Genomic DNA, 13405 nt, shown 5'->3' with positions numbered 1-13405 from the left:
GGAAGTCCCCAAAAATCCGGAGCCATTCCCCTAACAGACATCCACCCCGCCGGATCTCTCACGAGATCCGCTACGCATGGATGGCTTACTGGGACCGCGGAATCCAGAGCGAGAGATAGCGAGCTTTCCTTTTCTGCGCAGCCAAACCGGATGGCCGGAGGCAATTCATCCCGCCCCGGAGAATCCAGACAACATGCGAAGCCAAGCGGAATGAATTCCGCGGTCCCAGTCCGGCTGCGGGGAAGTCCAAGAAAAACCGGAGCCTTTTTCCTAAAAAACATCCACCCCGCCGAACCTCTCACGAGGTTCGCTACGCTTGAAAGATCACCCCACCCACGGCCGCACCGGCACGCCTCTCTCCGCGAAATGCTTCTTCGCCTCCGCGACGGTGTGCTTGCCGAAGTGGAAGATGCTCGCCGCCAGCACGGCGTCCGCTTTCCCGGCCTCCAGCACGTCCACCATGTGGTCGAGATTCCCCGCGCCGCCGCTGGCGATGACGGGGATGCCGACCGCGGAGGACACCGCCGCCGTCAGCTCGATGTCATAGCCGGCCTGGGTGCCGTCGGAATCCATGCTGGTGAGCAGGATCTCCCCCGCGCCGCGCCGCCAGACTTCCTTCGCCCACTCCACGGCGTCCAGCCCAACCGGCTTGCGCCCGCCGTGGGTATAGACGCCCCATTTCCCCGGTCCCTCGCGCTTCGCGTCGATGGCGACGACGATGCACTGGCTGCCGAAAATCTTCGCCCCCTCATCCACCAGGCCGGGATTCGTCACGGCGGAGGTGTTCACCCCCACCTTGTCCGCACCGGCCAGCAGCATCTCCCGCATGTTCTCCACGCTGCGGATGCCGCCACCCACCGTCAGCGGGATGAAACATTGCTCCGCAGTGCGCCGTACCACGTCCACCATGGTGTTGCGGTTGTCCGATGACGCGGTGATGTCCAGGAACACCAGCTCATCCGCCTGCTGCGCGTTGTAGGCGATGGCAGCCTCCACCGGATCCCCGGCATCGATGAGATCGACAAAGTTGACGCCTTTGACCACACGGCCGTCCGTCACATCGAGGCAGGGAATGATTCGTTTCGCGAGCACCGGAGGAACAAAGCGCGGGAAACGCCTCCCGCCAAGCAAAACGCCCGCCCACCGTGTGGTGGCCGCGGGTTTCTCAAACGGGAGGGGTGGCCGTGGCCCGCGGGGCGGTTTCGCCCGTTATCCGGACGGTGCGGCAGGGACGGTTTTCCAAACCGTCCGGCGGGGTGGATGTTCCATCGTCCCATGGCTCCGGTTTCCTGAAAATCCTCCCCGGTTTCATCAAAAGGAGACACACACGGAAAAGGGCCACCGCAGGGTGGCAGGCATTGCCCCTGCCTGACGGTTTGGAAAACCGTCCCTGCCTTTCATAGGTGACGTTTCATCCCGCGCGCGCCCCCAAAAAAGCAAAACGCCCGGCCGCGCGGAGCGGACGGGCGTTTTGTGGAGAAAGCTTGCAGCGGGGATCAGTCCAGCTTCGGCTTTCCGACGCGGCGGACCGCACCGAAACGCTTCTGGAATTTGTCGATCCGGCCCTCTGTGTCGACGAACTGCTTCTGGCCCGTGAAGAACGGGTGGGAGTCCGACGTGATGCCGATGGAGATGATGCTGTGCTCGACGCCATCAATGACTTCCTTCTTGTCGGAAGACTTGGTGGAGCGGGACACGAAGCGCGTGCCGGTGGTCATGTCAACGAAGACGACCGGGTTGTATTTCGGATGGAGGTCCTTTTTCATGGGGATGATGGATCGTCCCGCCACGTTGCCGACGCGGCGGGGAGGGCGCGGAAATTAGGAAAACTGGAGGTTCTGTCAAGGTCTCATGCGCGAAATATAGCATGACAGGTGCCAAAGGCGTTGATATCGTGCGTTTTCCTGAAAATCCGTTCATCCATCAAACGGCCGCTTATTTTTTGAGTCGCTTTCCGGGTCCGGTGTGCTACTCTGACCCCGTTATGGCAACCACCACGAAACGTACCAGGTTCTCACGCCGCCTCCCCGATCACGTCACCGATGAGCTGGTGACGGTACTTTCCGAGAAGAAAGTATTCGGATTCAACGACCTTTTCGAACGGGTTTTCGAAAACCTCAAGGTTCGGAATGCGGTCAGCGGTGGCGAAGAGATGCTCCGCCTGCGTGCCTATGAAAAGCTTCAGAATCTGGTGACCCGCGGTCTGGTCGAAAAGATCGGCAAGGAATACAAGGGAACTTCCCGCGTCCATGAGGCCTCCAGCGCCTATGCCGCCGCCCAGGAAGCCCAGGAAGGCTGAAGCGCTTTTCCAACTTTTGGCAAAACCCGCGCCGCTCCACACGGCGCGGGTTTTTTTTCTACCCACGCCCGGCATTCGCGGGTACACCGTCAGCAGTCCCGCCACGCATGCCCACCGACTACCTTCCCGTCCTTTTCCAGATCCTCATCGCCATCGGCTTCGCCGCCGTCACCCTGACGCTGAGCGTGGTGTTCGGGCGCTCCGCCAGGACGAACAAGACGAAGGACAGCGCCTATGAGTGCGGCATGCTCCCCATCGGCGACGGCGCGCCGCGCTTTTCCATCAAGTTCTACCTGGTGGCCATGCTCTTCGTCATCTTCGACATCGAGGTGGTCTTCATGTATCCATGGGCCGTCCAGTTCCGTGACCTGGTGACCCACCAGGGTCCCACCGCACTGGCCAGCATGGCCGGCTTCGCGGGCATCCTGGTCTTCGCCTACATCTATGCGCTGAAAAAAGGCGCGCTGAACTGGAAATCCTGAGGGTGCCCCGGAGGAACCGCCGATGATCCACCACGTCGTCTTTTTCCAGCTCAAGCCGGACGCTGACGCGGAGACGATGGAGTCGCTGGTCCGCAACAGCCGCAGCCTGCTGCTGAAGATCCCGGAGGTGCTCAACGTCCGCTCCGGCCGCAACATCGATCCGTCCTCCCCGTGGCCGTTCTTCATCGCCATCGAGGTGGACTCCCTGGAAAAGCTGCGCATCACCCAGGACAGCGCCCACCACCTGAAGCTGGTGGAAAAGTTCATCAAACCGAACACGACGTCCCACTTCGCGATGGATTTCGAGCTGGATCCCTCCAAGAACCTCAAATACTCCTGAAGATTCCCCGGTGGGTATCCCGGACCCGGATTTGTGCCTCGGAATCCGTAAAAGTGATGGATTTGGCACGATCCGGGCTTGAATCCCCGCGCCGCTCTAGGCAACTTCCGCACCCCGGCACGGACCGGGCTTCCTACAACCGCGATGGCTGCACCGATTACGATCCCTGATGACGCTCCTTTCACACCGGAACAACGCGCCTGGCTCGGCGGGTTCCTGGCCCAGCTTCTCTCCGGTGCCCCTCCCGCCGCCCAAGGCCCCGCCGTCCCGGTGACCATCCTTTTCGGCTCCCAGACCGGGACCGCCGAGGGACTGGCGAAGAAACTCTTCAAGACCCTCAAGAAAGGCAACTACGAGCCGGAGGTCCATGACCTCTCCGCCTACGACATCTCCCGCCTGCCGAAGGAAAAGAACCTCCTGGTCATCACCTCCACCTACGGGGACGGGGAGCCGCCGGACAGCGCGCTGGATTTCCACACCGCGCTGATGGGCGACTCCGCCCCGCGCATGGACGGAGTGTCCTTCTCCGTGCTCGCGCTCGGTGACTCCTCCTACCCGGATTTCTGCAAGTGCGGCATCGAGTTCGACACCCGCTTCGAAGCCCTCGGTGGCACCCGCATCTTCAAGCGCGTCGATTGCGACGTGGATGTGGACGCGCCCTACGCGGAATGGTCCGCCGGCACGCTGGCCGTCATCGCCCCCGCCGCCTCCGGCGCCCCTGTCAATGGCGCCTCCGCCGCGGAACCCGCCGAAAGCGGCTACTCGAAGAAGAACCCCTTCCCCTCCCCCGTCGTCGCAAATTTCAACCTCAACGGCCCGGGCGAGAAGCAGACCAACCACATCGCCTTCTCCCTCGACGGCTCCGAGCTGGAATACGAGGTCGGTGACGCACTGGGCGTCTATCCTTCCAACGTCCCGGAAACCGTGGACGAACTCATCGCCGCGCTGCCGTTCAAGGCCGGCGTGGTGCCGCTCCCGGACGGTGGCGAGGCTCCCCTCCGCGAGGCGCTCATCCACCACTACGACATCGGCACCATCAACAAGTCCGTCATCCAGAAGTGGCAGCAGCGCAGCGGCTCCCCCTTCCTGCGCTCCCTGGTGGAGGCGGATGACAAGAAGGCCTTCGACGACTTCTGCTGGGGCCGCGACCTCATCGATCTGGTCGTGGACCACCCGGCGGACTTCACGGACGCGGAGGACTTCGTCACCGTGCTGAAGAAACTCCAGCCGCGCCTTTACTCGATCGCCTCCAGCCCGCGCGCGCATCCCGGCGAGGTCCACCTGTGCGTGGGCATCGTCCGCTACAACAGCTACGGCCGGAAACGCGGCGGCATCTGCTCCACCTACCTGGCGGACCGCCTGAACGGTGGTGTGAAGCCACGCGTGTATGTCCACTCGAACAAGGCGTTCCGCCTGCCGGAGAAAGGTGAAAGCCCCGTCATCATGGTCGGCCCCGGCACCGGCATCGCGCCGTTCCGCGCCTTCCTGGAGGACCGCAAGGCCACCGGAGCCACCGGCCGCAACTGGCTGTTCTTCGGCAATCCCTACCGCCAGACCGACTTCCTCTATGAGGAGGAACTCACCGGCTTCCTCAAGGACGGCACGCTCGCACGGCTGGACCTCGCCTGGTCCCGCGACCAGAAGGAGAAGATCTACGTCCAGAACCTCATCGTCGGACAAGGCGCGGAACTCTGGGCATGGCTGCAGGAAGGCGCCGCCTTCTACGTCTGCGGCGACGCCTCCCGCATGGCCAAGGATGTGGACAAGGCCCTCCACGATGTCATCGAAAAGCACGGTGGCCTCAGCGCGGAGGATGCCGCCGCCTATGTCTCCACCATGAAAAAGGACAAGCGCTACCTGCGCGACGTTTATTGACTCGCCTTTGCGGTGGCGCGGGCGTTTAACGGAGGCATGAAAGCTTCCGTTTCCGCCGCCGTCGTCGCCATCGCAGCACTGGGGATCCTTTCCTGTGACCGGAAAGAAGAAACCGGTGCTGCGGGCAGCACCCCGCCCGCAGCCGAGATCGTCGAACCCGCCCCGCCGTCCGCCATCCCCGTAACGGAGCCGGAGGATTTCAAGGTCGCCGAGGAGGAACCCGGCAGCCCGGACGCCCCGTCCCCCACCCCCGGCCAGCGCCTGGACAACGCGATCGAGAAGACCGAAGACGGCCTCGAAACCGCCAGGGAAAAGACCGAAGAGGGTCTGCGCAAAGCCGCCGAGAAAACCGGAGGCTTCCTCCAGCGCGCCGGTGAGACCATCGAGCGCAAGGCCAGCGGCCAGTGAGGAAAATTCCCAAGGAAGCGAAGCTCACAAGGAGTAGCGAATATATGGGGTAGTAACAGTGTTACGTGGCAAGGGGTATTTTGATCAGATCGGCCATCAGTGAATTGAGGTGGATGAGCAGTTTGCGGGTGATGGCGACGATGGCGACCTTGAACGGCTTGCCCGCCTGCCGGAGGCGCAGGTAGACCGGTTTGAGAACCTCGTTGTAACGGGCCGCGCTGAGGGCCGCCATGTGGAGCGTCTTGCGAACCGCCGCCCTCCCTCCCTGGATGTAGCGCCTGCCCTTGGTTTGGCCGCTGTCATTGTCAAATGGCGCGAGACCCGCCAGCGAGGCGATCCGCCGCCGGCCGATGGTGCCCAGCTCCGGCAGGAAGGCCAGCAGGGTCCGTGTGGTCTGGACTCCGATGCCGCTGATCTCCCGCAGCCTGGCGTCGGCGCGTGCAAGTTCGGGATCCGCGGCGATGACTGCGGCGGCGGCCTCATTGACCGTTTCGATGTCTTTCTCAAACCGCGCGATGCGGGCCCTCGCGAGCTTGGAGACGAGCGGATCGTCATGGTGCTCATGGCGGCAGGATTCGCGGTGGAGCGATTCCATGAGTTCGGCGCGGAAGCGCATGAGGGCATCGAGCTTGCGGCGGCCGGGACTCAGAAGTGTGGCGGATACGGGCCGGGCTTGGGCGGCGAAGTGACTGATGACAGCGGCATCGCGGGGGTCGTTCTTGGCCTTGGCGCCGATGCTGTTGGCGAATTCGCGAACGCGCTGGGGCGGCACACTGCTGGCGGGGATACCGCCCTGGAGGGAGGTCTGGACCAAGGTCTTCTCGTAGCCGCCGGTGGACTCGCAGATGATGTGGGCGCCGGGGATGGCAGCCGCGGAGCGCAGGAAGCGGGAGATGCCGGCGGAGGTGTTGGGATAGCGTTTGATGGAGCCGTTGAGATCGCAGACCAGTTCGGCCTTGGCGACATCGACGCCGATGTGGACAGAAGGTTCGGATTGATGGATGGTTTTCATGCTGGTTTGGGCGTTCATGCTTGTAATGCGAACTCGGGCGACCCTTTGGGGACCTCCGGTTCAGGTAACAGTTCGAACTGGCAAACAGAAAACCCGCCAAGGCTCATACTACACACGGACTCTCCCCGCGAACGGAGCGGTCCAAGCGAAGCTGCGAACTCATGGCGGGTCGGAGCATCAGGGCGGCCGCCCTGATGCTCCGGTTCTGTCCGCTACGATGGAGTGAACCACCGCGACGGCCTGAATCAACATACAAGCGAAGCTCGTGAGAGCTTCGGCGGGGCGGACCCACCATCAGCAATCCGGCTCCGATCCCCGATGGACCTCCCCACCACCGGAAGTCTCACGACTTCCGCTCCTGGCGAAGCTCCAGGAAGGGTAGCGAAGCCCGTGACAGCTTCGGCGGGGTGGACGTCACCTGACGGATAGAGCGTTGGCTTTCCGGGGACCTCCCCCCAGCCGGAAGTCTCACGACTTCCGCTACCCTATATGACGGATAGGCGTATGCCCTCCTCACTCTCACCTCAATCTCCGCCCTTGCTCATCGAGGAAGATTTCCGCGAGGCGGAAGCAGCGCTTGGAAAGTTCCCGCGCATCCTGGTCACTGATGAGGGACACGCCTTCTTCGCTGACTTCCGCGAGGAAGATCTTCCACGCGCGCTTTGCCAGCATTTCCTGGTTCACCGGCTGGCGATGCTGCTGGTGCTGGGGCTGTTGCGGCGGGCGGGGTGCCTGGACGGGCGCGGACACCGGGGCCGGGGCGGCATCATTCCCGCCGGAGGCGGCGGATGCTTCGGAAAGTGACACGACCTCTTCGGCCAAAGGAGCGGACTGCTGGGAATTCTGGCCACCCTTGCCCTTCCGGCGGCGGCGCTTGCGCTTGTCGTTGCCGCTCTTGCCACCGGCTTCGGAAACGCTGCCCTCATCCGGCCAATCCTGACGGCTGTCCGATCCACCACCGTCCTCCACGGCGGCGGGGGCAGGTGCCAGAGCAGGCTTGGGAGCGGCTTCCGCTTTCTCCGGAGCCGGGGCGGCGGCAGCGGGTGCGGCAACCACGGTGGGTTCGGCGTCTTTTTTCCCGGCGGCCTTGTCCGCGGTTTTCTTCGCGCGGGGGGTGGAAATCCTGCGCACGCGCGGCGCGGCGGCTTCCGTGGATTCAGGGGCGGATGCCGGGGTGGTGTCTTTGTCTTCGCTCATGGGGATGGTTGCGGGAAAAAAGAAGCCCGCCGGGAAGGCGGGCGTCCAGTGGAAACGCTGTGTCGCGTGAATTACGGTTCAACTGCCCCAGTTGCGGATGTCGTCCTTGGTCACGTCACCCTCACCGGTCAGGTTCGTCTTGCCATCGGGACCGGCGGACCAGATGTCGAAGTCAGGGTTGATCGCCTCCGGGTTCGCCTTGCCGTCGTTCATCCTGCCGGAGCGGAAACGGTACTCGTTGCCCCACGGGTCCAGCAGGATGACCTCGGCACGGGTGCCGTCGGTCCAGCCCTGCTTGTTGTTGTCCGGGTCCAGTTCGGAAAGATAGACCTTCTGCTGGCGGTCGGTGTCGGCGCCCGCCCCGTTGTCGTCGGAGTCCCAGTACAGCGCCCGGTAGAGGATCTTGCTGTCCCGCTTGCCGCCCATGCCGCCGGTGGGATACGCGCCGTTGTCCAGCTTGTACTGCTCCAGCGCCTGCGACAGGAGCTGGATCTGGATCTTCGCCGTTTCCTTGGCCTGCTTCTCCTTCACGAACCTGGTGCCACCGATGACGACGGCGGCGAGGATCACCAGGATGGTGATGACCGCCAGCATCTCGATGAGGCTGAAGCCGCGGCTGCGGGAGAATCGTTGGGTTTTCATGCGTGTCTTCGTTGGAGGTTGGTTCCGGCTCCGGATCACGTGGACTGGCCCATGTTGGAGATCACCTGGATCAGCGGCAGGAACAGCGCGAACACCACCGAGCCGACGACCAAAGCCAGGAACACGATCATGATCGGCTCCAGGATGGAGGTAAGCGCGGTGACCGCGTTGTCAACCTCATCATCATACACGTCCGCCACCTTCAGGAGCATCTCCGGGAGCTGGCCGGTTTCCTCACCGACGTCCACCATGGAAATGACCATGTCCGGGAACACACCGGATGCCTGCAGCGGAGTGACGATGGATTCACCCTCCTTGACCGCCTCATGCACCTTGTCGATCGCCTTGGAGATGATGACGTTGCCGGCGGTGTCGCGGGTGATGTTGAGCGCCTGGAGGATCGGCACACCGGAGGTGACCAGGGTGCCCAGTGTCCGGGCGAAGCGGGACACCGCGCTCTTGCGCTGGATGTCACCGATGATGGGCATGGTCAGCTTCGCCTTGTCCACGGAGACGCGGCCGCCCTTCGTGTTGCTCCACATCTTGAACATGAAGATCAGGAAGCCGATGAAGATGAAGATGAACACCGCGTTCGGCACCACGAACGGACGGTCCAGCATGAACTCCGACGCGCCGAAGACGACGCGCGAAATCAGCGGGAGCTGCTGCCCGGGCATGTCAGCGAACATCTCCTTGAACTTCGGAACGATGAAGATCATCAGGAAGATCAGGATCGCCACGGCGATGAACATGACGATGACCGGATAGACCATCGCGGACACGATCTTGTTCTTCAGCTTCTGCGCCTTCTCCTGGTACTCCGCCAGACGGTTGAGGACGATTTCGAGCACACCGCCCAGCTCACCGGCCTTCACCATGTTCACGTAGAGCTTGTTGAAAATCTTCGGGTGCTGCGCGAGGGACTCGGAGAAAGTCGAGCCGCCCTGCACGGACTCCGCCAGGGAGTTGACCGTACCTTTCAGCACCGGGTTCGGCTCCTGCTTCGCCAGCACGGTCAGGCTGCGCAGAAGCGGCAGGCCGGAGTCGATGAGCGTCGCGAGCTGGCGGGTGAAGATCATCAGGTTCTTCGGCTTGATGCGTCCGCCGGTCGTGCCTTTGACCGCCTTTGCCTTGCCACCGCCCTTGCCCTTGGCGGCCGGGGTCTTGCTCTTGGTGATCTTGCCTTTCCCTTCCTCCGCAATCTGAGTGGGATGCAGGTTCAATGCTCGGATCTGCTGGACTGCTTCCGCCTCATTCGCGGCGGAGATGCTGCCGATGGTCTCATCGCCTTTCGCGTCGAGAGCTTTGTATTGGAAGTTAGGCATGGTTCGGGTCTTTTTTTGGAAAGAATTTGGGGAAAGTTTCCGCCAAGGTAGAGGAACAGTTGTTCGGATGGCGAGGGAAAAGGAGTCGGTTTTGTAACAGAGATCAGGTGTATTTCAGGACCTCTTCGATGGTGGTGGTTCCGAGGTAGATGTTGCGCAGCCCGTCCTCCCGCAGGGTGTTCATCCCCAGCTCGATGGCTTTCTGCTTCAGCACCACCGTGGGGGCGCGCGCCGTGATCAGCTCCCGGATCGGATCGTTGATGTTCAGCAACTCATAAAGACCGCGGCGGCCCTTGTAGCCGGACTGGCCGCAGACATCGCAGCCGGCGCCGGTGTAGAACTGCTTGTCCCCCAGCTCATGCGGGGAGACGCCGAGCTGGCTCAGCACCGCCTCGTTCGGCTCATACGGGGAGCGGCAGTTCTTGCAGATGGTCCGGACGAGACGCTGGGCGAGGATGCCCTCCAGGGAGGCGGAGACCAGGAACGGCTCGCAGCCCATGTCCACCAGACGGGTGACGGCGCCGGGCGCGTCGTTGGTGTGGAGGGTGGAAAGCACAAGGTGACCCGTCAGCGCCGCCTGAATGGCGATCTGGGCGGTGTCCTTGTCCCGCATCTCCCCGATCATGATCCGGTCGGGATCCTGACGGAGGAAGGCGCGCAGCACGCGCGGGAAGTCCAGGCCGATGCCCTCGTGGATGGGGATCTGGATGATGCCGTCGATGTCATACTCGACGGGGTCCTCCGCGGTCAGCAGCTTCGCGTCGATGGTGTTGATGCGGCGCAGCGCGGCGTAGAGCGTGGTCGTCTTTCCCGCACCCGTCGGACCGGTGACGATGAAGATGCCGTTGGGCTTCTCGATGGTCTCCGTGATGTAGTTGTAGATGTTCTCCGGCAGGCCGATGTTCTCCAGCGACAGGTTGACGGAGGAACGGTCCAGCACCCGCAGCACGACGGACTCACCGTGGTGCGTGGGCAGCGTGGAAACCCGCATGTCCACCTGCTTCTCCCCCACCTGCTTCACGATCCGGCCGTCCTGCGGGATCCGCTTTTCGGCGATGTTCATGTTCGCCATGACCTTCACCCGGGAAAGGATGGGATTGGCCAGATGGATGGGCGGTGGCGCCATCTCATAGAGAGCGCCGTCCACCCGGTAGCGGATCTTGAAGTCCTTCTCGAACGGTTCGAAGTGGATGTCGGACGCCTTTTCCTTGATGGCCTGGTAGAGCACCAGGTCCACGTAGCGGATGATGGGGGCGGAGTTCGCCTCGGAATCATCGTTCGGATTCACGTTGCTGGTCTCAAGCTGGCCGAGGATGTCCTCCATGGCCTTGCCCTCGCCGCCGTAGCATTCGTTGATCTTCTGCTCGACGATGTAGTCCGGGGCGATGACCAGGTTGATCTCCCGGCCCAGCGCGAACCGCAGATCCTCGATGGTCTGCGGGTTCATCGGGTCCACCAGCGCCACGTAGAGGCCGGTTTCGTCGAAATTGACGGGCAGCGCGCCGTGGAGGCGGGCGGTTCCGGCGGGCACCAGCGCCAGCAGCGCGGCCGGCGGGGTCCAGTCACGGAGGTCCACCAGGTCGGCGCCCAGCTCGGACGCGATGACGGGCCAGACGTCATCCCGGTTCTGGATGACCTGGTAGTCGGCGAGGATTTCGGAGACCTCCTTGCCGCTGTGGTCCACTTCGGCGAGGATGTCCTGGGAGAGGGAGCGGTCGATGAGGCCGCGGGATTGGAAAAGATCGAGAATCTGTTTGTTGTCCATTTTCAGGAAAGGCGTTGGGTTTTAGTCGGCGTCGGACATGGTGGCGTGGACGACTTCACTGGCGGAAGTCAGGCCGGACAGCACCTTCCGGATGCCGTCTTCGCGGAGAGTCCGCATGCCGAGCTCCCGGGCGCGTCGGCGGAGCTGGGTGGTGGTGAGGTTTCCGTTGATCATCTGGCGCACCTCGTCATCGATCAGGAAGGTCTCGAAGATACCCATCCGTCCCTTGTAGCCGCCACCGCGGCACTTCTCGCAGCCCACGGGGCCGAAGATGGTCGCGTCCGTGACACGGGTGGGGTCCAGGGACAGCGCGCGCATTTCCTTTTCCGTCAGCTCGGCCGGGCCTTTGCAGATCGGGCAGAGTTTCCGCACCAGACGCTGGGCGAGCACCGCACGCACCGCGGAGGCGATGAGGAACGGCTTCACGCCGATGTCCGAAAGACGGGCGACCGCGGACGGGGCGTCGTTCGTGTGGAGGGTGGAGAACACCAAGTGACCGGTGAGCGACGCGTTGATGGCGATGTTCGCCGTCTCCGCGTCCCGGATCTCCCCGATCATGATGATGTTCGGCGCCTGGCGGAGCATCGCGCGCAGCGCGGCGGCGAAGGTCATGCCGATGTCCGTCTTCACCATGACCTGGTTGATGCCGGGCAGCTCATACTCGACCGGGTCCTCCACGGTGATGATCTTCTTGTCCGGGCGGTTGATGACGTTGAGGCAGGCGTAGAGCGTGGTCGTCTTTCCGGAACCGGTCGGGCCGGTCACGAGCAGGATGCCGTCCGGCAGGGCCAGCAGGTTGTTGAAAAGCGCCTGGTCATCCGAGAAGAAGCCCAGCTCCGGCAGACCCAGCATGAGCGCGGACTTGTCCAGGATCCGCATGACGATGGACTCCCCGTGGTTCGACGGCACGGAGGAAACCCGCAGGTCGATCTCCTTGTCCCCGCTCATCTTGAGCTGGATCCGTCCGTCCTGCGGCAGGCGTTTTTCCGCGATGGACATGGTGCCGCTCATCACCTTCAGGCGGGCGATGACGGCGGGCAGCAGCTTCTTCGGGTGGTTGTCCACCTCGTGCAGCTTTCCGTCCATCCGGTAGCGGATGCGGACGGAGGTCTCCAGCGGCTCGATGTGGATGTCGGATGCGCGCAGGCGGAACGCTTCCGTGAGGAGCTGGTTCACCAGTTTGATGACCGGCGCGTCCGCCCCGTCGGCACCGGCCTCGGAGTCGCCCGTGGTGACCGTCAGGCCGCCACGATTGTCGTCCGCCATGTCGCCGCTGCCATAGAACTGCTTCAGGTGGTTGCGGATGTCGCTCGGCCCGGCACAATAGAGGGTCAGCTCCCGACCGAGAACGTGCGGCAGGGTGTCCAGGATCTCGAAGTCGAGCGGGTCCTGGATCGCCACGGACAGGTACATGCCGTCATCCATGACGGGGACGACCTTGTAGCGCTTCGCCACATCACCCGGAATCGCGGAAGAGATGGACGGATCGAAATCCACATCGCCCAGCCTCAGGAAAGGGATGCCGGCGTTCACCGCCAGCGTCTCCGCGACCTGGTCCTCTGTAACGCTCGTGTGGGAAAGGAGATACTCGATCAGGCTCTGGTTGCCACTGAGGGCGTTCTGGGCGCTTGCCACTTGATCGGCGCTCACCAGTCCGGCTTCGGTGAGCAGTTCGGCTAGATAATTTTCGTTTGAGAACACTGGGCTCTTTGCGGTGGTTTTTTATCGCGGTTCCAAGGAAATACCTCTTCCGCGTGTTCCAGATTGGTCAACCATCGCTTGGGTTGTCAACCGGACACGTTGAAAGATTCTTGGAAATGCTCCGTCGGGCATCCACCCCGGCGGAAAAAGTCGTCGTTTGAAACGAAACCGTCATTGGGAGGGTCGGAATGGGTGCCGCTTGCCGGACTGGGACCGCGGAATTTATTCCGCTTGGCTTCGCATGGTGCCTTTCAGAATTGGGGGTAACCATCAAACAAAGCGGCATTTTTTGAACCGCAGATTAATTCTACTTTGTTAGATTTCCTCTTTCCTGATTAGAAGGAGATTTGAACCACGGA

General features: G+C 62.8%; 13 protein-coding genes. 5 read left to right on the top strand and 8 right to left on the bottom strand.

Features of this window, described 5'->3' with window-relative positions; translation table 11 throughout:
* Nucleotides 1-324: 324 nt before the first annotated feature.
* Together hisF and KF712_00425 are read right to left on the bottom strand one after the other, a co-directional pair.
* Nucleotides 325-1092, bottom strand: a complete 768-nt coding sequence (hisF, locus tag KF712_00430; protein ID MBX3739424.1) for an imidazole glycerol phosphate synthase subunit HisF — start codon at nucleotides 1090-1092, stop codon at nucleotides 325-327.
* 404 nt (nucleotides 1093-1496) lie between these two features.
* Complete coding sequence (locus KF712_00425; GenBank protein ID MBX3739423.1) at nucleotides 1497-1766, bottom strand: type B 50S ribosomal protein L31; 270 nt, start codon at nucleotides 1764-1766, stop codon at nucleotides 1497-1499.
* Nucleotides 1767-2047: 281 nt separating this feature from the next.
* Here KF712_00425 and KF712_00420 point away from each other — a divergent pair, with 281 nt between their 5' ends.
* The 5 genes from KF712_00420 (at nucleotide 2048) to KF712_00400 (ending at nucleotide 5404) form a co-directional block, all read left to right on the top strand.
* Nucleotides 2048-2299 (top strand): hypothetical protein, encoded by a 252-nt coding sequence (locus KF712_00420; GenBank protein ID MBX3739422.1) that lies wholly within the window; start codon nucleotides 2048-2050, stop codon nucleotides 2297-2299.
* A gap of 107 nt (nucleotides 2300-2406) precedes the next feature.
* Nucleotides 2407-2781, top strand: a complete 375-nt coding sequence (locus KF712_00415; GenBank protein MBX3739421.1) for an NADH-quinone oxidoreductase subunit A — start codon at nucleotides 2407-2409, stop codon at nucleotides 2779-2781.
* Between the two features lie 22 nt (nucleotides 2782-2803).
* A complete protein-coding gene (locus KF712_00410; protein MBX3739420.1) occupies nucleotides 2804-3121 on the top strand; it encodes a Dabb family protein in 318 nt (105 codons plus the stop codon).
* A 144-nt stretch (nucleotides 3122-3265) separates the two neighbouring features.
* Nucleotides 3266-4996, top strand: a complete 1731-nt coding sequence (locus tag KF712_00405) for a sulfite reductase subunit alpha (protein ID MBX3739419.1) — start codon at nucleotides 3266-3268, stop codon at nucleotides 4994-4996.
* 36 nt (nucleotides 4997-5032) lie between these two features.
* Nucleotides 5033-5404, top strand: a complete 372-nt coding sequence (locus KF712_00400) for a hypothetical protein (GenBank protein ID MBX3739418.1) — start codon at nucleotides 5033-5035, stop codon at nucleotides 5402-5404.
* A gap of 61 nt (nucleotides 5405-5465) precedes the next feature.
* Here the strand turns inward: KF712_00400 and KF712_00395 are convergent, their stop codons facing one another.
* The 6 genes from KF712_00395 to tadA all read right to left on the bottom strand — a co-directional run bounded on the left by KF712_00395 (nucleotide 5466) and on the right by tadA (nucleotide 13046).
* A complete protein-coding gene (locus KF712_00395; GenBank protein MBX3739417.1) occupies nucleotides 5466-6416 on the bottom strand; it encodes an IS110 family transposase in 951 nt (316 codons plus the stop codon).
* A gap of 519 nt (nucleotides 6417-6935) precedes the next feature.
* On the bottom strand, nucleotides 6936-7613 hold the full coding sequence (locus KF712_00390; protein ID MBX3739416.1) for a hypothetical protein: 678 nt from the start codon (nucleotides 7611-7613) through the stop codon (nucleotides 6936-6938).
* 78 nt (nucleotides 7614-7691) lie between these two features.
* Nucleotides 7692-8255 carry a type II secretion system protein GspG gene (locus tag KF712_00385; GenBank protein ID MBX3739415.1) on the bottom strand — a complete coding sequence of 188 codons (564 nt, stop codon included), beginning with the start codon at nucleotides 8253-8255 and terminating at the stop codon, nucleotides 7692-7694.
* A 35-nt stretch (nucleotides 8256-8290) separates the two neighbouring features.
* The gene (locus KF712_00380) at nucleotides 8291-9580 is read right to left on the bottom strand and encodes a type II secretion system F family protein (GenBank protein ID MBX3739414.1); all 1290 of its coding nucleotides are present in this window, start codon (nucleotides 9578-9580) and stop codon (nucleotides 8291-8293) included.
* A 103-nt stretch (nucleotides 9581-9683) separates the two neighbouring features.
* A complete protein-coding gene (locus KF712_00375) occupies nucleotides 9684-11345 on the bottom strand; it encodes a type II/IV secretion system protein (protein ID MBX3739413.1) in 1662 nt (553 codons plus the stop codon).
* A gap of 21 nt (nucleotides 11346-11366) precedes the next feature.
* On the bottom strand, nucleotides 11367-13046 hold the full coding sequence (tadA, locus tag KF712_00370) for a Flp pilus assembly complex ATPase component TadA (protein ID MBX3739412.1): 1680 nt from the start codon (nucleotides 13044-13046) through the stop codon (nucleotides 11367-11369).
* Nucleotides 13047-13405 lie beyond the last annotated feature (359 nt).

Source organism: Akkermansiaceae bacterium (genome assembly GCA_019634595.1).
Lineage (GTDB): Bacteria > Verrucomicrobiota > Verrucomicrobiia > Verrucomicrobiales > Akkermansiaceae > Luteolibacter.
Note: the sequence above shows the minus strand (reverse complement) of the source record. Positions and strands in the feature narration are given on the sequence as shown.